14 protein-coding genes are annotated in these 20,120 nt (G+C 36.7%); 7 read left to right on the top strand and 7 right to left on the bottom strand.

Going from position 1 to position 20,120, the window contains the following annotated elements; genetic code table 11:
- Both IEV69_RS13190 and IEV69_RS13185 read right to left on the bottom strand, forming a co-directional pair.
- A partial coding sequence (locus tag IEV69_RS13190; protein ID WP_505800981.1) for an FIDD domain-containing protein occupies positions 1 to 2,916 on the bottom strand: 2,916 nt, incomplete at its 3' end.
- Complete coding sequence (locus IEV69_RS13185; RefSeq protein ID WP_188443211.1) at positions 2,916 to 3,308, bottom strand: hypothetical protein; 393 nt, start codon at positions 3,306 to 3,308, stop codon at positions 2,916 to 2,918. The genes IEV69_RS13190 and IEV69_RS13185, both read right to left, overlap by 1 nt.
- A 152-nt stretch (positions 3,309 to 3,460) precedes the next feature.
- On the opposite strand from IEV69_RS13185, the gene folE reads away from it, so the two are divergent.
- From folE to IEV69_RS13160, 5 genes are all read left to right on the top strand, one after another.
- Positions 3,461 to 4,138, top strand: a complete 678-nt coding sequence (gene folE / locus IEV69_RS13180; RefSeq protein WP_188443209.1) for a GTP cyclohydrolase I FolE — start codon at positions 3,461 to 3,463, stop codon at positions 4,136 to 4,138.
- A gap of 18 nt (positions 4,139 to 4,156) precedes the next feature.
- Positions 4,157 to 5,635: a cysteine--tRNA ligase gene (gene cysS / locus IEV69_RS13175; protein WP_188443207.1), complete on the top strand. Its 1,479-nt coding sequence runs from the start codon at positions 4,157 to 4,159 to the stop codon at positions 5,633 to 5,635.
- Positions 5,636 to 5,662: 27 nt separating this feature from the next.
- Entirely contained in the window at positions 5,663 to 5,884 is a 222-nt protein-coding gene (gene yidD / locus IEV69_RS13170; RefSeq protein WP_188443205.1) for a membrane protein insertion efficiency factor YidD, read from the top strand.
- A gap of 114 nt (positions 5,885 to 5,998) precedes the next feature.
- Complete coding sequence (gene lgt, locus IEV69_RS13165; protein ID WP_188443203.1) at positions 5,999 to 6,826, top strand: prolipoprotein diacylglyceryl transferase; 828 nt, start codon at positions 5,999 to 6,001, stop codon at positions 6,824 to 6,826.
- Positions 6,827 to 6,842: 16 nt separating this feature from the next.
- Complete coding sequence (locus IEV69_RS13160) at positions 6,843 to 7,331, top strand: DUF192 domain-containing protein (protein ID WP_188443202.1); 489 nt, start codon at positions 6,843 to 6,845, stop codon at positions 7,329 to 7,331.
- Positions 7,332 to 7,409: 78 nt separating this feature from the next.
- Here IEV69_RS13160 and secDF read toward each other — a convergent pair whose 3' ends face one another.
- The 4 genes from secDF to gyrB form a co-directional block, all read right to left on the bottom strand.
- Positions 7,410 to 10,421 (bottom strand): protein translocase subunit SecDF, encoded by a 3,012-nt coding sequence (gene secDF / locus IEV69_RS13155; RefSeq protein ID WP_188443201.1) that lies wholly within the window; start codon positions 10,419 to 10,421, stop codon positions 7,410 to 7,412.
- A gap of 200 nt (positions 10,422 to 10,621) precedes the next feature.
- Entirely contained in the window at positions 10,622 to 11,548 is a 927-nt protein-coding gene (gene mdh / locus IEV69_RS13150) for a malate dehydrogenase (protein ID WP_188443200.1), read from the bottom strand.
- Between the two features lie 87 nt (positions 11,549 to 11,635).
- Complete coding sequence (locus IEV69_RS13145; protein WP_188443199.1) at positions 11,636 to 12,661, bottom strand: DUF6588 family protein; 1,026 nt, start codon at positions 12,659 to 12,661, stop codon at positions 11,636 to 11,638.
- A gap of 153 nt (positions 12,662 to 12,814) precedes the next feature.
- Positions 12,815 to 14,752, bottom strand: a complete 1,938-nt coding sequence (gyrB, locus tag IEV69_RS13140) for a DNA topoisomerase (ATP-hydrolyzing) subunit B (RefSeq protein WP_188443198.1) — start codon at positions 14,750 to 14,752, stop codon at positions 12,815 to 12,817.
- Positions 14,753 to 15,033: 281 nt separating this feature from the next.
- On the opposite strand from gyrB, the gene IEV69_RS13135 reads away from it, so the two are divergent.
- The gene (locus IEV69_RS13135) at positions 15,034 to 15,582 is read left to right on the top strand and encodes a DUF2911 domain-containing protein (protein WP_188443196.1); all 549 of its coding nucleotides are present in this window, start codon (positions 15,034 to 15,036) and stop codon (positions 15,580 to 15,582) included.
- A 1-nt stretch (position 15,583) separates the two neighbouring features.
- Here IEV69_RS13135 and IEV69_RS13130 read toward each other — a convergent pair whose 3' ends face one another.
- Positions 15,584 to 16,213 carry a 7-carboxy-7-deazaguanine synthase QueE gene (locus tag IEV69_RS13130; RefSeq protein ID WP_188443194.1) on the bottom strand — a complete coding sequence of 210 codons (630 nt, stop codon included), beginning with the start codon at positions 16,211 to 16,213 and terminating at the stop codon, positions 15,584 to 15,586.
- 183 nt (positions 16,214 to 16,396) lie between these two features.
- Between IEV69_RS13130 and IEV69_RS13125 the strand changes: the two genes are divergently transcribed.
- Positions 16,397 to 20,008, top strand: a complete 3,612-nt coding sequence (locus IEV69_RS13125) for a S8 family serine peptidase (RefSeq protein ID WP_188443192.1) — start codon at positions 16,397 to 16,399, stop codon at positions 20,006 to 20,008.
- The last annotated feature ends 112 nt before the right edge of the window (positions 20,009 to 20,120 follow it).

Raw genomic sequence — 20,120 nt, 5'->3', positions numbered from 1 at the left:
GATCAGGGCGTTGAGGTCAAAGGATTCTATCTCATCCCCGGGATTGTTGTCATCGCACAACTCGATCTCAAATGGATAGCTTATATCCGGAAGACCTGCCACCTGCAGTTCTACAGTGGTTTGACTCTGGCAGCCGTTATTAATATCTTCAACCACGATATATATGGTCTGGGGGTTGCTCAAATTGACATAGGCCGTAGGGGTGCCAATTGGGTTGGTGCCCGCATCGGCATCGGCCTGGGTCTGGTAGTAGCTCACCGTATAACCTGAAGGATCAGGGATGTTTGCAAATAACTCTTCTTCTGTTAAGGTTAAATCAAAGGTCGAAGTGCCATTGCTATTGTAATCACATTGAACCAAGGGAGAAGGGTCTTCTATCTGAGGACTGTCTAATACCTGGAGCTCTAAAGGGGTAGTTGCAAAACATCCGGTGGCAGGATCTTCTACACGGGCGTAGACTGTTTGGTTATAAATTACTACATTGGTATAGGGTATCGGTAATGGAAACTCTCCATTATTTGCATTGGACTGGGTCTCGTGGTAGGTTACTAAATAGCCCGGAACACCTCCCGTGATTTCTAATAAGGAAAGATCCAGGTCAAACTCACCAAAACCGTCATTGTCAGGGTCACAATATTCCAAGGGGGTGGGAGTGAATATTTCAAGGGCTCCATTTACAATTAATTCCATAGGACTTACCGCAACACAACCAGTGTTGATATCGCGTATGCGTACCCATATTATTTGAGGGTTGGAAATGTTGGTATACGTAAAAGGCAAAGCGTTGACTCCTGCCCATGCATCAGGTTCATCAATATAAAAACTGATGGATAGATTGGGGTTACCGCCACTGATTTCTCCTACTTTGGTAGTCAAATCAAATTCAGTAAATCCATCTACTATTTCATCATCACACAATTCATAGGGTGAGGGGGCTGTAAAGGTTGGAACCGGGTGAAAGAGTAAATCAAACTGGCCAACTGAGTGACACCCGGCAAGCAAGCTTTCAACGCGTACAAATATGGTCTCACCGCCACCACTGTTATAATTCACAGGGTCACCAATGGGGTTGATGTCCTGATCGGCATCGTCAAAGGTGTTGTAGTAGTCAATCTCCATATTGAACAAGCCATTGAGTATCTCGGTGTCTTTGCTCGTTAAATCAAAAATCTCAAAGCCGTCCTGATCGTCGTCACATACATAAAAATCTGTGATGGGATCTGCAATTGTAGGTGTCGGGTTCACTTGTAGGGTTAATTCTACGATATTGAAGCAGCCACTATTGATATCTTCAACACGGCCGAATACAGTTTGTGTATCTGGAATTACATTGGTATAGGGGCTTATAAGTTGATCCCCCGGATCGCCAACTTCTGCGAGCGCCAGGGTTTGAAAATATAATACAATATAATCAGGGTTTGCACCTGTTATTTCATCGTCTTTATCAGTAAGAGTGAACTCGGCAAAACCATCGTTGGGGTGTTCATCACACAAAACAATTGGGGTCGGTTCATTTACGGTTGGTGGTGGCACAATCGTAATAACAAAACTATCAGTAGCATAACAATCAGGGTTTAGATTGTTTGTAACTCTAACATAAATTGTTTGTGAGGGTCCGGTTACAACATAGTTTGTAGGTAAAGGGCTTGCTCCGGAATCTGCATTTGCCTGAGAGTTGTGATATGTTATCGTATAATCTGCAGCATCTTGAGTACCTAGTGCATCTTCATCAAACTGGGACAAGTCAACCTCTAACAAACCATTAGAGTCATCATCACAAAATGCTTCATCGGGTACCGGGCCGGCATCTGCGACAGCAAATTCAATTTCAAAACTATCTGTAACGGAACAGTTTCCGGAAGAATCCTCAATTCTAACAAAGATAGTCTGAAGAGCTCCTGTTATAGGATATGCATTAGGGGTCATTATTGGATTTGCCCCGGTATTTGCATCCAATTGTGAAGTATGATAAGAAACTAGGAATTCGGTGGGATCTTGAGCTCCTAATACCACCGGATTGTTAAGAAGCAAATTAAATTCACCGGTGCCGGTGCCATCATCACATTGAAATAAATTAATAGGTGGGTTTGCTATTTCTGGTTGAGGAAAAAAGGTCACTTCATATTCTGTTGGTTGCAAGACAGAACCATCCATTAAAGTAACAGTTACAGTATACAAACCTGTTTCAGTTACGTCTATATTCGGGAAATTTCCATCAAATATTGTAACAAAACCAGATCCGTCGTCAAATTGCCACAAATAATTTGCAGCTCCAGGTGTTTCAGCATCTATATTGATAGTATCTCCTTCACAAGCTTCAAAGTCTAATAAGATAGTACAATCTGTAGATCCAGAACTTGGTTCTCCAAGATTTGTTTGGGCCAGCATAATAAAACCTGCCTGACCATTAAAATTTGTTATTAAGACAATATAGTACTCTCCTGCTTGTGCGTTGGGCAAGGTCATATTTTCAACAGCATTGATACTATAGCTACAATCAACGACATTACCGTAAGGATACCCATTATCGATTGTATTACTACTACAGCTAGTACAATCATCTAAATCGTCACAGTTTCCTTCAAAATCAGAAAAAGGACCCCAAACAACAAAATCAACATCTAACTGGGTACCAATTGGGTTTCCATCTTCATCAAAACCACCGGTGCTTTGAGAGATAATAAACTCTAAGTCACCTGTTTGATCTACCTGGAGGTAAAACCAAGAAGGGTTTGGCGTACTCCCTAAACAAGCAGGTCCGCCGAAACTTGGTACACCTGTAGTATTAGGAAAGATTAAGGATGCCCCAGCTGCACAAAATGGTTCAGCCTGTTCACAAACTGGCCCTTGGGAAAAGACTGAATTAACTGTAAAAAAAACACTTACAATTAATAAAAAAACGCTTTTAAGATTCATTATTTCAGGGGCTTTATTAATATTACGTATTCAGTATTATCAACTACATAATAAACTGTTTCATCCTTTCTAAAAAAATCCATTTTATAATTATAAGGATTGAAGTTTTTTGGTGAGAAAACTTGATTGAGTGGTTTATAAGAAGGCACAGTCGACAAAAATTGATAATCACCTTTCACTTCTTCAGATGATTTTATTATTTCCAATCTGTTTAAAATTGATTTATATGTTTCGAGCACCTTGGAATCTTTATAAATTAAATCCTGAGCTCTTTCACCGTAGACTTGAGCTATCAATTCGTCAAAATTAGCACTATCAATTTTAAAAGTTTGAGAGTAAGTAAAAGATGTTACTAAAAAAAGTAACATTAAAAATGGGGATACTTGTTTCATTTTAAAAAATTTTATCGCCCGAAAATTAAGAAAATATTATCAAAATGTAAGATAATTGGCGTTAAAATATCATTTGACCAATTTCGATATCTTTTCTTTTATAGCTATCTTTGCAGACTATTTGCAATAAGCATTTTGAACTTTAAAAAATTATGGGTTTAGAAAAACACTTACAAAAACTGGAAGATCTGGGTGATAACCACATAGGTACTTCAAGTGATACTCCTTTAAAAAAGGATGCTTTTGAAAAAAGCGACCTTGAAAAAATTGCTCTCATCAAGGAGGATGTAAAGCATATTATGGAAACCTTAGGTCTTGATTTAACAGACGATAGTTTGCAAGGCACTCCAAACCGTGTTGCCAAAATGTTTGTCAATGAAATTTTTGGAGGATTACACCCTGACCGTAGACCCAAGGCTTCTACTTTTGACAATAAATATAAATATGGAGAAATGTTGGTTGAAAAAAATATCACTGTTTATTCAACTTGTGAGCATCACCTTTTACCAATTGTTGGAAAAGCGCATGTTGCATACATTTCAAAGGGATCTGTAATAGGGCTTTCAAAAATGAACCGTATTGTTGATTATTTTGCCAAACGACCTCAAGTCCAGGAAAGGCTCACAATCCAAATTGTCAAAGAACTTCAGGATACTTTAAAAACAGAAGATGTAGCCTGTGTGATTGACGCCAAGCACTTGTGTGTAAATTCCCGTGGTATCAGAGATATCGATAGTAGTACAGTTACTGCCGAGTTTGGTGGAAAATTCAAAGAATTGGAGGTGCGCAGAGAGTTTCTTGACTATATAAAACTAGACACACAATACTAATTAAAACTCAATCAAAGAATGAGTCTGTTTAAAAATCAAAACATCAAAATATACAATTCCATTTCAAAAAACAAAGAAGTTTTTAAGCCCATCAATGAAGGTGCCGTTGGAATGTATGTGTGTGGCCCCACCGTTTACAGCAATGTTCACCTGGGAAATTGTCGCACATTTTTGTCTTTTGATTTGGTTTTTAGGTACTTAAATCATTTAGGCTATAAAGTGCGCTATGTCCGCAACATTACCGATGCCGGTCATTTGGAAAATGATGCGGATAGTGGTGAAGATCGTATTGCCAAAAAAGCGCGTATTGAAGAAATAGAACCAATGGAAGTGGTGCAGCGCTACACTATAGATTTTCACAATACAATGGCTAAATTTAACGCCTTGCCCCCTAGTATTGAGCCCACAGCAACAGGCCATATTGTAGAACAAATTGGTATTATCAAAGAAATTCTTAAAAATGGCTTTGCTTACGAAAAAAACGGCTCTGTCTATTTTGATGTCTTAAAGTTTAATGAATCACATCACTATGGTAGGTTGAGTGGCAGAAACCTGGAAGACATGGTTACCAATACACGGGAGCTTGACGGACAAAGTGATAAAAAAAATCCACAGGATTTTGCACTTTGGAAAAAAGCAGAACCCCAACACATAATGCGATGGCCGTCACCGTGGAGTGATGGTTTTCCAGGATGGCATTTAGAGTGTACAGCTATGAGCACTAAATATCTAGGTGAACATTTTGATATTCATGGCGGTGGAATGGATTTAAAGTTTCCACACCACGAATGTGAAATAGCTCAATCTGAAGCTTATAATGAACAAAATCCCGTTAATTATTGGATGCATGCCAATATGCTGACATTGAATGGTCAAAAAATGGCAAAATCCACCGGTAATAATATTTTACCTAATGAAATATTTACGGGAAACAACACCATTCTTTCAAAACCCTTCAATCCCACTGTGGTGAAATTTTTTATGTATCAAGCGCACTACCGCAGCATACTAGACTTTTCAAATGATGCTTTGGAGGCAGCTGAAAAGGGGTATAACAGGTTGATGGAAGCATTTAATAATATTGGCAAACTTCCAATAGAAGCTAAGACTTCTTGGAACCTTGAGGATTGGAAACAATCGTGTTATGATGCTATGAACGATGACTTTAACAGCCCAATTCTAATTGCACAGTTATTTGAAGCAGCAAAATTTATTAACGCTGTAAAAGATCAAAAAGCAACCATTACCGAAAAAGATTTAGAAGGTTTAAAAGCAACTCTCAGTGCTTTTATTTTTGAGGTACTTGGTTTGCAAGATGTAGATTCTGAATCTTCAAACACCGGTAAATTATCTGATATAGTCAATCTACTTATTAATTTAAGAAACGAAGCCAGAGCTAATAAAGATTTTGCAACCAGTGACAAAATTAGAGATGAACTTGCTGCAATTGGAATTCAGTTGAAAGACGGAAAAGAAGGCACTACTTTTATTTTGTGAATATAAATCATCAAGTTTATCATTTTGTTGAAAAAGATATTGATAGCACCCTTTCTGTTTTTAATTAAACTATATCAGACACTCATTTCGCCCTTAACCCCAAACACCTGCAGATATCAACCCACTTGTTCTCATTATACCAAAGAAGCCCTTCAAAAACACGGACTATTCAAAGGAGGTCTTCTAGCAATAAAAAGAATTTTTAGCTGCCATCCCTGGGGAGGAAAAGGGTATGACCCTGTTCCTTAAAAATTACTACATTCGTTTTTAGATTTAAAAAATTCACTTTTGTTTTTGGAATTTAGCATTTGACTTTTGGAAATAATTATTACTATCTTTATCCATCTTTAAACAAGAACTCTTATGCACTTTTTAAGCTTCGTTTGGGACCCTTCTACCGGATTGGATTTGGGAATCATCACACTCCATTATTATAGTTTAATGTTTGTTATTGCCTTTGGACTGGGGTGGTTAATAATGAAACGCATCTATGTTAGAGAAGGTATTTCTTTAGAAAAATTAGACAGCATATTTATTTATGCAGTTGTTGCTACTTTAATTGGTGCTCGGTTGGGCCATGTATTTTTTTATGATTGGGATTATTTTCAACATCATTTACTGGAGATCTTTTTGCCTTTCAAAATACAACCTGAATTTGAATTTACGGGCTTTAGAGGCTTAGCGAGTCACGGTGCTGCTGTGGGTATTATTGTTGCAATGTATTTATATAGTAAAAAGGTACTTCAAAAACCTATTTTGTGGATTTTAGACAGGGTAGTTATCCCTGTTGCTTGTGGAGCCATTTTTATCAGAATAGGTAATTTTTTCAACTCTGAAATAATTGGCCAACCCACAGGTTCAGATTTTGGTGTTGTCTTTAAACAACTAGGAGAAGATTTCCCAAGACACCCTACTCAACTCTATGAATCAGGAGCCTATTTAATTGTATTTTTGATTTTATGGCTCATCTACTGGAAAACAAACAAAAGAGAAAAAATGGGTTATTTGTTTGGGTTGTTTTTAGTGCTGCTTTGGTCTGTTCGTTTCTTTGTAGAATTTATCAAAGAAAATCAAGTGGCCTTTGAAGACACGATGGCTTTCAATATGGGACAATGGCTTAGCATTCCTTTTATTCTATTAGGATTATACTTTATGTTCAGACCACAAAAGCGTATTCCTTTACAAGCTTAATTTAAATTTTTCAAAAATGAAAAAACTATGTATTGGCATGGCTTCGCTATGTTTCCTTTTTACCACTGGCTGTAAAGACACCCAAAAGGAAAAACCGGTTGAAACCGCAACTATTTCTTTTACCAAAAATGGTGAACTAAACCTCATCAAAAAAGACACTGATAGTATTTATAAAACCTTGGACATAGAAATTGCCGACGATGAATATAAAACTCAAACAGGATTGATGTACCGTGATTCTATGGAAGACCATCAGGCGATGTTATTTGTTTTTCCGGACGAACAAGTGAGAAGTTTTTATATGAAAAATACTGCTTTTGCACTTGACATCGTGTTTATTGATTCCGAAAAGAAAATAGTGAGTTTTCAAAAAGACGCAAGACCTTATGACGCCAATTCTTTGCCGTCTGGAGTTCCTGCTCAATATGTTTTGGAAATCAATGCAGGTTTATCTAATCAATGGAACATTGAAGCAGGTGATAGAATAGAATGGCAAATTGAATAATAAACTATTCGTACATAAAAAAACCCGTTTTGAATTAATCAAAACGGGTTTTTTTATTTCTTTAAAACTTATCTTAATCTAAGCTTCAATCTCTTCTTCTTTTTCTTTGTATTTTAAGTCAATACCTTTTTTCTTAACAGTATCAAACATTACAGGAGTTGCAATGAACACTGATGAGTAAGTACCTACAATCACACCAATAATCAACGCAAACATAAATCCTCTAATAGAGTCACCTCCAAAAATAAAGATTGCCAGTAATACTACCAATGTGGTGAACGACGTATTCAATGTCCTGCTTATGGTACTGTTTACAGCTGAATTGATAACCCTGGAGAGTTTCCAACTTGGATTGTCATTAAAATACTCCCGAATACGGTCAAACACTACCACGGTATCGTTCAATGAGTACCCTATCACTGTAAGGATAGCAGCAATAAAGGCCTGATCAATTTCCATTGAGAACGGCATCGCATTTCGAAGCAATGAGAATAACCCTAATACTATGATAGTATCGTGAATAACTGCAGCTACAGCACCTAAACTAAATTGCCATCTTCTAAATCGAAGTAAAATATACAAGAATACAACTATCAACGATCCTGAAATAGCCCAGACAGATGCTCGTTTGATATCACTTGCTATTGTTGGACCAACTTTCATTGATTGCATTAAACCAACTTGTTTAGTTTCATCTCCACTCAAAAAGTCTTGATAGGTAAATCCTTCAGGCAAGTTAGGCTGTAAGGCCTGGAATAATAATTCCTGCACTTCACTATCTACTTCTCCACTTTGCTCATCCACTTTATAAGCTGTAGATATTTTTAACTGATTATTTCCGCCAAAAGTCTTCGCTTCAGCCGTTCCATAAACTGCTGCAAGGTCTTGTTGAATTTCAGAAGCAATCACTGATTTATCAAAGCGCACTGTATAAGTTCTTCCACCAACAAAATCAATTCCCTGGTTTAATCCCTGAGTAAATAAGGAACCTAAAGAAAGAACGATTAAAACACCTGAGATGATATAGGCTATCTTTCGCTTTCCTAAGAAATCAATGTTTACATTTCTAAACAGATTTTTGGTAAGTGCAGTAGAAAATTTCAAATCTTTACCATTTACAGTATATCTTTCAATAAACAGTCTCGTGATAAAAATTGCTGTGAACAAAGAGGTTAAAATACCTATTAATAAAGTAGTGGCAAAACCTTTAATTGGACCAGTTCCAAAGACCAATAAAATAATACCTGTCAAACCGGTTGTAATGTTGGCATCCAAAATAGATGAAAGTGCATTGTTGAAACCGTCTTTAATAGCATCCTTTTGTGCCTTCCCTTTATAGAATTCTTCTCTAATTCGCTCAAAGATCAGCACGTTGGCATCAACCGAAATACCTATTGTCAAAACAATACCAGCGATACCCGGTAAGGTAAGTACAGCACCTAGTCCAGCTAAAATACCAAATATAAACAAGATGTTTACCATTAAAGCGATATCTGCATAGACACCTGCTCTTCCGTAATAGAAAATCATCCATAGTAACACCAGTACAAGTGCTATCAAGAAAGACATTATACCACTATCAATAGCTTCCTGACCTAAGGAAGGTCCAACAATTTCACTTTGGATAATATCAGCTGAGGCAGGAAGTTTACCTGCTCTCAATACATTGGCAAGGTCAATTGCTTCATTTAAAGTGAAATCTCCTGTAATCTCTGAACGTCCACCGGAAATAGCACCTCTTGAAACACCGGGTGCTGAATATACTATATTATCAAGTACAATTGCTATTTGAGTCTGCTGAGCAGAAGCTACACCGGTCATTTCTTCCCAGATTCTTGCACCGGTACCATCCATTTGCATGGAGACTGCGGGTTGCCCTCTTTGGTCAAAGGTTTGTGATGCATCTGTTACAACATTTCCACTTAATGGTGGAATATTTTCCCTGTTTGCTTTTATCGCATACAATTCTGATAATTCCTCTCCTGTTTCTGGATTTTCAATTGGTTTACCCCACACAAACTTAGCAAAGCGCTGTTCTTGTGGCAACAATGATCTTACCTGAGGCATTCTAAGGTAACTGTTGATAACGGCAGTATCCCTTAATTTGAATGTAGCAATTACCGGTCCTCCCTGACCACCTAGCCCTTGGATTCTCCCAAATATTGGGTCATTATCTACATCTTCAGCTAGCTCATCTAGGCTTTCTCCTCCTAAAAGATCAGTAATTTCATCTCCTTCAACACTTGTTGAATCTGTAACTTCTTCATCGGTTTCAGATTTTGGTTTCTCCATTGCCTTTACTACTTCATTTGCTGAAGAGAGGAATGAAACCATTTCATCCATTTTATAAACGTGCCAAAACTCTAATTGAGCTGTACTTTGAAGTAATGATTGCACCCGTTGTACATCTCTTGCTCCCGGAAGCTCTACAAGTATACGTGCTGTATTTCCAAGACGTTGCAAGTTGGGTTGAGTCACACCAAATTTATCGATACGTTTTCTAAGGACCTCAAAAGCTGCATCAACAGACTCATCAACCTTTCTGGTTAATATTGTCTGAACTTCAGCATTGGACATTTCAAAGTGGACTTCTTCACTTAGGGTTTTATTGGCAAAAATATCTGGTGATGCTAATTGGTTATCACCCGGAATTTCATCAAATGCCTGAAAAAATGCTTCTAAATAAGTATCTGTGCCTTCGGTTTGAATTTCAACTGCTCTGTCTAAAGCCTGATTGAAAGCAGGATCTTTTGAGTTGTTTGCAAGACCTACTAAAATATCCCTAACTGAGATTTGAAGAATCACATTGATTCCCCCCTTCAAGTCAAGCCCCTTATTTAATTCTTTATCTTTGGCTGAATTGTAATCAATACCAAGAAGAACGGGCTCTGCACCCAAAGAGTCTAAATATTTTTTCTCCTCAAGATCTCTTTTTATAACATAATCTTCTGTATTTTCAGATATTTTACTAACTGCATATTCCTCTGCTTCTCCTTCGACTTTGGATGCTATGTAAGTAAATGAAAGTTGATAAATACTCACTAAGCCAAACAATATCGCAAATACTTTAACTAGTCCCTTGTTTTGCATTCTTCGTAATAATTAGGTGTATAATTGTTTTTATTGGTTTTTTACAAACGTGCAAATATAGAATTTCCAATATGAAATGACAATTATTTTTTAAGTTTTAAAAATAAGTTAAAATGAACGTTTAAATTCCGGAAATCTAAAACAAATCGTCTTAGATTCCGGAATTTAAAACATAAAAAGATGTGTTTTATATTTTGAAATTAAGCATTTAATAACGCATTCACATCTCTAACTGCTTGTGCGCTTTTTTGCATTGTTTCTTTTTCAGTATCTGAAAGTGGAACTTCTACAATTTTTTCGATTCCATTTTTTCCTAATATCACAGGTACTCCAATACACAGGTCAGACAGACCATATTCACCATCCAATAAAACTGAACAAGGGAACATTTTTTTCTGATCACAGGCAATCGCCTGAACTAATGATGAAACTGCTGCACCCGGTGCATACCAGGCTGATGTTCCTAAAAGTTTTGTAAGTGTTGCTCCACCCACCTTTGTGTCTTCCATTACTTGATTCAAGCGATCTTCTGAAAGGAAATTTGAAACAGGCACACTGTTTCTTGTTGCGAGACGCGTTAACGGAATCATTCCGGTGTCGCTGTGCATACCTAAAACCATGCCGTCAACATCAGATTGTGGGCATTCCAGAGCTTCTGCCAATCTGTATTTAAAGCGGGCACTGTCTAAAGCTCCTCCCATACCAATAATTCTGTTTTTTGGAAGTCCGGTAGATTGGTGCGCCAAATAAGCCATGGTATCCATAGGGTTACTCACAACAATTAAAATAACATCAGGAGAGTGTTTAACCAGGTTTTCAGAAACTGTTTTTACAATTCCTGCATTGATACCAATCAACTCCTCTCTGGTCATTCCGGGTTTTCTTGGAATTCCGCTTGTTATAACAGCAATGTTACTTCCGGCGGTCTTTGAATAATCGTTTGTGGTTCCTGTTATTTTGGTATCAAAACCCATCAGGGATGCTGTTTGCATCAAGTCCATTGCTTTTCCTTCTGCAAAACCTTCTTTAATATCAAGAAGAACAACTTCTGAAGCAAAATTTTTGATTCCAATGTATTCTGCACAACTTGCACCTACGGCTCCTGCACCTACGACTGTAACTTTCATATATATTAATTTTTAAAGATTATTGTTTATAATTTTCAAGTGTTGCAAAAATACAATTATCTGCTTTAAAAATTAAATATCAAGTCATTAAATTCCGAAACCAATTCCAGCAGCAGCAGTGTTGTATTCAGCAATATTGTATTCGGCAAAAATACTAAAGAAACCCAGTTGAAGTTGTGTACCTAAATTAGCTTTGATCCCCGAAACTTTATTTTTTACTGAAAAAGGGTCATCAAATGTACTTTGTGATTCAAACAAAGGTGTCCCCGCACGCACTGTGTAAGTCCCTAATACATCAAAATCTGATGTTCCGGTAACATAACCCAGTCCACCATAGAAGTTTATAATCTTTAATTTGGTTGAAGCATGAATTTGAAACAACCAGCTGTTCTGCCTTACTTCAAACTGCTGATTTGAACCTTCAATAATCTGACTGTCTGTGAAATCAAAATTTCCGTTAAAATTTGTAAAACCAACAAAACCAGCAATAGCGACCGGAAATGCTTTTTCTACCGGAAGCCATTGTGTGAATTCATGTTGCAAACCCACTCCAATTAACCCTGTTTTTACGTCTTCATAATCAACTTTGGGGAAATAGCGCACTTTGAGTTCTGTAGCCTTAAAAATCCCAAGTCTTGCCTGTAAAAAAGCCGTAGGAAGCATATTGACATTTTCAGAAGCAAGTCCTTGTGGAAGTTCGAACTCCACTTCTTCTTGAAAGGCACCCGTTTCATCTGTTACGATAGCATACACAATCACATCGGGGTTGTTTTCTCCAAAAGCTGTCCCCACCTCTTTTGAGATACTGCCATCTCTGAAATATAAATTGTTATATTCACTTGAATTCAATGTAAATGCTTTGTGTTCCTCATTAACGAAAGAGACATTTCCGATTACAGACAATTCAAATTTCAATGGTTTTTTGACTTCAGCAGTTTGCAACCAACCACCTGAAAGGTTGTAGATAACGCTTTCTGCAGCCGGTGAAATATAACCGGAAGCAAATCTTTGGGCATCCTCAATTCCGGCAGCCAATAAATCTTCCAATTGGTTTTGAGCATATGTTGTTGATGAAACTGATATTACTAATACAATAAAAGCTATTTTTTTCATATTTATTTTTTAATGTTAGTGCTGCATATTAAACAAGTCAATTCACCTAAACCCTATTGTGTAAACTTTTTTAAATTGTTTTTATTGAAAAAGCCTCAATAGAAAAAATCTTTTGAGGCTTTTTGTCAATCTTTGGTTTCAGTTAGAAAAATGCTAAGCATCAATATTTGCATAAACTGCATTTTTCTCTATAAACTCTCTTCTTGGTGGTACTTCATCACCCATCAACATTGAGAAAATATGATCTGCTTCGCTGAGGTTGTCGATAGTCACCTGACGAAGTGTTCTAAACTCAGGGTTCATAGTAGTGTCCCATAATTGTTCAGCGTTCATTTCCCCCAGACCTTTGTATCGCTGAATGGATGCGCTACCGCCAAAATCTCTATTGATTTGCTCTCGCTCCTTTTCATTCCAGGCATATGTTTTTTTATTTCCTTTTTTAATTAAGTATAAAGGTGGCGTAGCAATGTAGACATGGCCTGCTTCAATTAATTCACGCATATATCTAAAGAAAAACGTAAGGATCAATGTGGAAATGTGACTACCATCAACATCGGCATCACACATTATCACTATTTTATGGTAACGCAATTTGGATAAGTTAAGAGCCTTACTGTCTTCTTCAGTACCAATTGTTACTCCCAGTGCTGTATAGATGTTTTTGATTTCTTCATTTTCAAACACTTTGTGCTGCATTGCTTTTTCAACGTTCAATATTTTCCCTCTCAAAGGCAAAATGGCCTGAAAGTTTCTGTCTCTTCCCTGCTTTGCAGTACCTCCTGCTGAGTCACCCTCAACAAGGAATACTTCACATTTTTGTGGATCTTCTTCAGAACAATCTGATAGTTTTCCGGGAAGTCCGCCAATGCTCATTACTGTTTTTCGCTGGACCATTTCGCGTGCTTTTGTAGCAGCATGTCTGGCCTGTGCAGCAAGAATCACCTTTTGAACTATAATTTTTGCATCTTCAGGATTTTCTTCAAGGTAATCGGTCAACATTTGTGAAACTGCCTGACTTACTGCTGAAGTCACTTCTCTGTTTCCAAGTTTTGTTTTTGTCTGTCCTTCAAATTGTGGTTCAGCAACTTTAACTGATACGATGGCCGTTAAACCTTCCCTAAAGTCGTCTCCGGATATTTCAAATTTTAATTTATCCAACAAGCCTGAGGCATCTGCATACTTTTTAAGGGTTGTGGTTAACCCCCGACGAAATCCTGAGAGATGGGTTCCACCCTCATGTGTGTTTATGTTGTTTACATAAGAGTGTAAATTCTCATTAAATGAAGAGTTGTAAGTCATAGCAACCTCAACAGGAATATCATTTTTTTCAGATTCTAAAGAGATTACATTCTTAATGATAGGCTCTCTGTTTCCATCTAAAAACCTGATAAATTCTTTTAATCCTTCTTCACTATGAAATTTTTCATAGACAAACTCACCTTGTTCATCTTTTTCTCTTCGATCGGTAAGGGTGATTGTGAGTCCTTTATTAAGGAAAGCAAGTTCTCGCATTCTTCCTGCAAGCGTGTCATAGTTAAATTCGGTGGTTTGCTGAAAAATTTGAGCATCTGGAGTAAAAGTTACAACGGTACCTTTGTCTGTTGTTTCTCCTACAGACTTAACAGGGTATTGAGTTTTTCCTAGTTTATATTCTTGTTCCCAGATTTTTCCATCTCTGTAAACTGTAGCTTTTAGGTGAGCTGAGAGTGCGTTTACTACAGAAACACCCACACCGTGTAATCCACCGGAAACTTTGTATGAATCTTTATCAAATTTACCCCCTGCCCCAATTTTTGTCATTACAACTTCGAGTGCAGAAACGTTTTCTTTTTTATGAAGGTCAACCGGAATACCTCTTCCGTTATCTTTTACTGTTAAAGACCCATCTTCATTGATCCAAATATCAATTCGGTCACAATAGCCTCCCATTGCCTCATCAATGGAGTTATCTACCACCTCATAAACTAAATGATGTAAACCTCTAACACCTGTATCTCCAATATACATTGAAGGGCGCATGCGCACATGCTCCATCCCTTCCAGCGCTTGAATACTATCTGCGCCGTAAATTTTCTTCGATTCTTCGCTCATAAATATTTAGGTTGTAAAATTAAATTTAAGCTGCACTTTGGCCTTGTTTTAGCACCCAAAATGCTTAACGAGCAAATATAACAAAACCATTAGTAAATTTAAGGGTTGACACCCTTTTAAACTATCAAGTTATTAACAAATTACTGTGGAAAATTTATCAAATTATTAAATTTTGATTTTTCGAAAAATAATTTTGGAGTCCTTTATAATTTTAACAAAACTTAATCGTTTATTTAACACAGAAATTGTTTACTATTCGTGTATTTTTATAAAAAAAAATTATGAAATTAAATTATATTAAAACCAGTCTTTTATTTTTATTTATCTTCACATCCTTTACATCTTTAGAGGCTCAAGAGTTCCCAAGTCTTGATGCGAGTCCGTTAGACATTACTATTGTTAGAAATGATGATATGTCGCCGGTAATTAGGGTTATTTACAGTCGCCCCAAGAAAAATGACCGTGAAATTTTTGGCGCATTGGTTCCTTTTGAAAAAATATGGAGAACAGGTGCCAATGAAGCCACAGAGCTTGAAATCTATGAACCCTTAAAACTGGGGTCAGAAATTATTGAAAAAGGTACTTACACCCTTTATACAATTCCGAAGAAAGATGAGTGGACTGTCATCCTAAACAGAGAAACAAATGTTTGGGGAGCCTACAATTATAAAGAAGAATTAGATATTGTTAGAATTGACGTTCCTTCAAAAAGTGCTGCAGCAACTATTGAGTCGTTATCAATGGCTTTTATGCCCACTGAAAATGGCGTGAGTTTAATGATTGGCTGGGACGACCGCTTTATTGAAGTCCCCTTCGAAAAGGTTAAGTAAACTAGGGAATATTTAAATATTTATGTGTTTGTAATGAAACTTTCCACTTTGTATTCTTCATTATATATTCTACTATTTCAGGTATCATTTTTTCGCGTTTACTCCATTCGGGTTGCAAATAGAGTATACAATTTTCATTGACACTCTTTGCCTGTTCTTCCGCAAAGCGAAAATCATCTTTATTAAAAATAATCACTTTCAATTCATTTGCTACAGCATAAATTTCAGGTTCCGGTAGTTTTATTTTTTTTGGGGATAAACAAATCCAGTCCCAGATTCCCGTAAGCTTATATGCCCCTGAAGTTTCAATGTGTATCTGAAGACCTTTTTCTTTTAATAATCCAGTCAATGGATTCATATCCCAGGTTAAAGGTTCACCACCAGTAACTACAATAGTTTTGGAATATTTTTCAGCATTTTTAACGATGGCGTCAATGTGTGTAGGAGGGTGAATAGCTGCATTCCAACTTTCCTTAACATCACACCAATGACAACCTACATCGCAACCACCAACCCTTATAAAGTAAGCAGCAGTACCCTTATGAAACCCCTCGCCTTGAATAGTATAAAACTCTTCCATCAAAGGAAGCATTACACCTTCATCAACCATTTTTTTTACTTGTTCATCCATAGCGCACAAAGATAAGAAAAGCAGTGCTCAAGTCTCTTATAGATTAAAACAAATCGAGTAAACTCCTTTTGGACAACACATTAAAATTTACATTTTAACTTTCTTAACCCTTATTTATTAAACTCAAATCAATATATTTGAAATTCAAAAAAAAATTAATTTAATTATTAAGTATTCATTGCTATGGAAAAAAATTCTCCTCTTTTACATTTTAAAATGAAATTTTTAGGAGTTCTACTCCTAATTTTTGTTTTTAACACATTACATTCTCAAAATGACTATACCATTCATTTTCAGGAAGACATCATTGAATTTCCTGAAAACATCCAAACTTTTGATTGGAATCAAATGCCTGAAAAGTCTCACTTTAATGATGGCTTTTATGGTTGGGTTCAGTTTTATGAAACTCCTAATCAAATTGTTCAGGACCGATTTAGAAATGCCAACCTTCAACTCATAGAATATATTCCACACAAAACCTATTTATTTTATTTTCCAGAAAACACCTCTATCAGTTTTCTTCAGTATAATGGTGTGAGAGGAATTATTCCCTTAGATGCAAGTTTTAAAATTTCAAAAGAACTAAACTACCCTCCTTTTGAACCATGGGCGATGGACGGAACAAATTATTTAGTGACTTTACAATATCACGAAAACGTTACTTCAGATTTTGTTATAAATAAATTAAAAGAACTTCAAATCACAGTTAAACAAGAATACAAAAACTCAAATCTTATTGATTTATCAATTCCTGATAACTGCCTTGAGGAATTAGCCAATTTGCCTTTTGTAAAATGGATTGAATTAATCATAGCACCCGATGTAAAAGACGACACACGAGGAAGAAGCCTGCACAGAGCAAACGGTTTAGACCCACAAACAAGTGTTGGGAACAACTATACCGGGGTTGGTGTTGGTGTTTTGGTTAGAGACGACGGAATAGTAGGACCTCATATTGATTTTCAGGGAAGACTTGACAATTCACAAGCCAGTGGTACCGGACAAACTCACGGAGATGGAGTAGCAGGAATTATGGCCGGTGCAGGAAATTTAAACCCAAGAATGCGTGGCATGGCAGCCGGTGCTGACGTTTATGTTTCAAATTATGCTTCAAACTTTTTAGACACCCCTACACAAAACCTGATTAATAATGACTTAGTACAAATTACCAATTCTTCATACAGTAACGGTTGTAATGACGGCTATACAACAACTGCCAGAACAGTAGATTTACAATCCAACGATATTCCCTCATTATTACACGTGTTTTCTGCCGGTAACTCAAACAATAATAATTGTGGTTATGGTGCAGGAACACAATGGGGAAATATTACCGGTGGTCATAAGCAAGGTAAAAATGTTATTGCTACTGCCAATGTGTTTTATAACGCAACCCTGGTTGCTTCCAGTAGTCGAGGACCCGCTCATGATGGAAGAATAAAACCAGATATTACAGCCAATGGTCAAAATCAAAACTCAACAAGTGAAAACAATCAATATTTAGTATTTGGTGGTACTTCAGGTGCGGCTCCCGGTATTGCAGGGGTTTCTGCACAATTGTATGAGCTTTATGCTGAATTAAATGGTGGTAATCACCCACCGTCATCATTAATTAAAGCTGCACTTTTAAATACAGCCAATGATTATGGAAATGTAGGCCCTGATTTTAAATTCGGCTGGGGAATTGTAAACGGAACCAGAGCCGGAAAGCTTATTGAAGACGAAAGATATTTAACTGATGAAATTTCACAAGGAAACTCAAACACACACACTATTAATGTACCTACAGGAACTTCACAAGTGCGCTTTATGGTTTATTGGAATGATCCAGCTGCCACTCCAGGAGCCAACCCCGCTTTGGTAAACGATTTAGATTTGGTAGTTACAAACCCATCAAACGACACCTTTTTACCTTGGATTCTTGACCCAACTCCAAATCCCACAAACCTTGATACCCCGGCAACCAATGGTGTTGACAATTTAAATAATATGGAGCAGGTTTTAATAAACGATCCTGATTCAGGAAACTATGACATTGAAATAACCGGATCAAATGTTCCGGTTGGACCTCAGGAGTATTTTGTAGTTTATGAAATTATTACAGACCAACTTGTGCTTACTTATCCAAACGGAGAAGAAAGCTTCTTCCCAAATGCACAGGAAACCATCCATTGGGATGCTACAAATACATCTGATGATTTCTTGCTTGAATATTCAACAGATAGTGGTAGTAGCTGGAATACTATTACTACTGTAAACAATAGCTTAAGACTCTATGACTGGAGTGTTCCCAACGAAATCACTGGAAATGCAATGGTTAGAGTTAGTAGCGGAAGTCTTCAGGATGAAAGCGACAATGAATTTTCGATAGCTGATTTTGTTGGTGGTGTGATTCAGGTTACTCAAGTTTGTCCAGAAGAAGCATCGTTCAATTGGAATGCAGTTGCAGATGCTGAGTCTTATGACTTTTATTTATTGGGTGAAAATTATATGGAAATTGTAGGCTCATCAACAACTTCAAACATAACGGTTCCTATTACAAATCCAGATGATGAATTATGGTTTGCAGTAGTAGCCAAAAATGATACTGAAGAATGGATCTCAAGAAGATCCAATGCCCAGTTCTATGGGGGTGGTTTATTAAATTGCTCTTTGGCTAATGATGTAGCCCTACTTTCTATTAATAATGATCCCAGTGAATTTAATTTTGTTTGCAACCCTGAACCAGTCGTTATCTCTGCTACGGTTGCTAACACAGGCTTAGATCCACAAAGTAATATTACAATCCGCTACCAAATCAATAGTGAACCTGTTGTTGAAGAAAATATTTCAACAACTTTAAATTCAGGTGATCAAATTGATTATGAGTTTGATGCTACTTTAGAACTGGAAGATTCAGGTGAGTATACTTTAATGGTTGAAATTGAATTAACGGGTGATGAAAATCCTAGTAATGACGATCAATCAATTGATTTTTATTCAATTTCTGAAGCTACTTCTCTCGATTTTTCTGAAGACTTTGAAACCAATGGGTTTCCCCCCAGTGGTTGGCAAATATTGAACCCTGACAATGATGATACCTGGGAAGAGCGTTCAGGAATTTTGGGTAGTGATGGTGCGACAGGAATATCAGCATATTTTAATAATTTCTCATACAATGCTGAAGGCGAAGAGGATGTTTTTCAAACTGAAATTTTTGACCTTACTTTTGCAACTTCAGCACAAATGACTTTTGATTTGGCAAAAGCACAGTATTCTACAGGTTTTTCAGATGGTTTAAGAGTTGAAATTTCAACTGATTGTGGTCAAACTTTTGCAACTGTCTATGAAAAATCCGGATTGGATTTGTCCACGATGCCTTCTTATATCACCTCAAACTGGACGCCTTCTTCAGCAGGAAACTGGAGACAAGAACAGGTTGACCTAACAGATTATTTGGGGGAATTGGTGCAGTTTAGGTTTATCAATGTATGCGGTTATGGTAACAGCACTTTTATTGACAATATCAATGTAGAAGGATTTCTTTCAAATCAGAATTTTGAAAATTTACAATTTACAATGTATCCAAATCCAGCTTCAAACGAAGTATTTTTAAGGTTTGGAAATGCCCCTGCTTCTGATTTGGAAATTAATATTTCAAACGCATTGGGACAAACTGTTTATCAATCAAATTCAGTAAAACTTAATGGCGATCAAACTGCCATTTTAAATGTTTCAGGATATGCAACTGGTTTGTATTTTATCAGTATCAAGCAAGACAATTCAACAATAATTAAAAAATTGATTGTTAAATAAATCCAATTAATTTTAAATAAAAAAAGTCGTCAATACAATGTATTGACGACTTTTTTGTTTTTATTATCAAAAGATTATTGCACATAAAATAGTATTGCTATTTTTATACAAA

It is taken from the genome of Planktosalinus lacus, from assembly GCF_014640155.1.
Taxonomy (GTDB): domain Bacteria; phylum Bacteroidota; class Bacteroidia; order Flavobacteriales; family Flavobacteriaceae; genus Planktosalinus; species Planktosalinus lacus.
The sequence above is the reverse complement of the archived record's forward strand: the minus strand, read 5'-3'. Positions and strand labels throughout refer to the sequence as shown.

Excerpts from the sequence above, each read along its gene's own strand:
- IEV69_RS13160 (WP_188443202.1), top strand. The coding sequence starts at position 6,843 with ATGAAAAAACTATGTATTGGCATGGCTTCGCTATGTTTCCTTTTTACC.
- gyrB (WP_188443198.1), bottom strand. The coding sequence starts at position 14,752 with ATGAGCGAAGAATCGAAGAAAATTTACGGCGCAGATAGTATTCAAGCG.
- mdh (WP_188443200.1), bottom strand. The coding sequence starts at position 11,548 with ATGAAAGTTACAGTCGTAGGTGCAGGAGCCGTAGGTGCAAGTTGTGCA.
- IEV69_RS13130 (WP_188443194.1), bottom strand. The coding sequence starts at position 16,213 with ATGGATGAACAAGTAAAAAAAATGGTTGATGAAGGTGTAATGCTTCCT.
- IEV69_RS13125 (WP_188443192.1), top strand. The coding sequence starts at position 16,397 with ATGGAAAAAAATTCTCCTCTTTTACATTTTAAAATGAAATTTTTAGGA.
- IEV69_RS13145 (WP_188443199.1), bottom strand. The coding sequence starts at position 12,661 with ATGAAAAAAATAGCTTTTATTGTATTAGTAATATCAGTTTCATCAACA.
- secDF (WP_188443201.1), bottom strand. The coding sequence starts at position 10,421 with ATGCAAAACAAGGGACTAGTTAAAGTATTTGCGATATTGTTTGGCTTA.
- cysS (WP_188443207.1), top strand. The coding sequence starts at position 4,157 with ATGAGTCTGTTTAAAAATCAAAACATCAAAATATACAATTCCATTTCA.
- IEV69_RS13185 (WP_188443211.1), bottom strand. The coding sequence starts at position 3,308 with ATGAAACAAGTATCCCCATTTTTAATGTTACTTTTTTTAGTAACATCT.
- lgt (WP_188443203.1), top strand. The coding sequence starts at position 5,999 with ATGCACTTTTTAAGCTTCGTTTGGGACCCTTCTACCGGATTGGATTTG.
- folE (WP_188443209.1), top strand. The coding sequence starts at position 3,461 with ATGGGTTTAGAAAAACACTTACAAAAACTGGAAGATCTGGGTGATAAC.
- IEV69_RS13135 (WP_188443196.1), top strand. The coding sequence starts at position 15,034 with ATGAAATTAAATTATATTAAAACCAGTCTTTTATTTTTATTTATCTTC.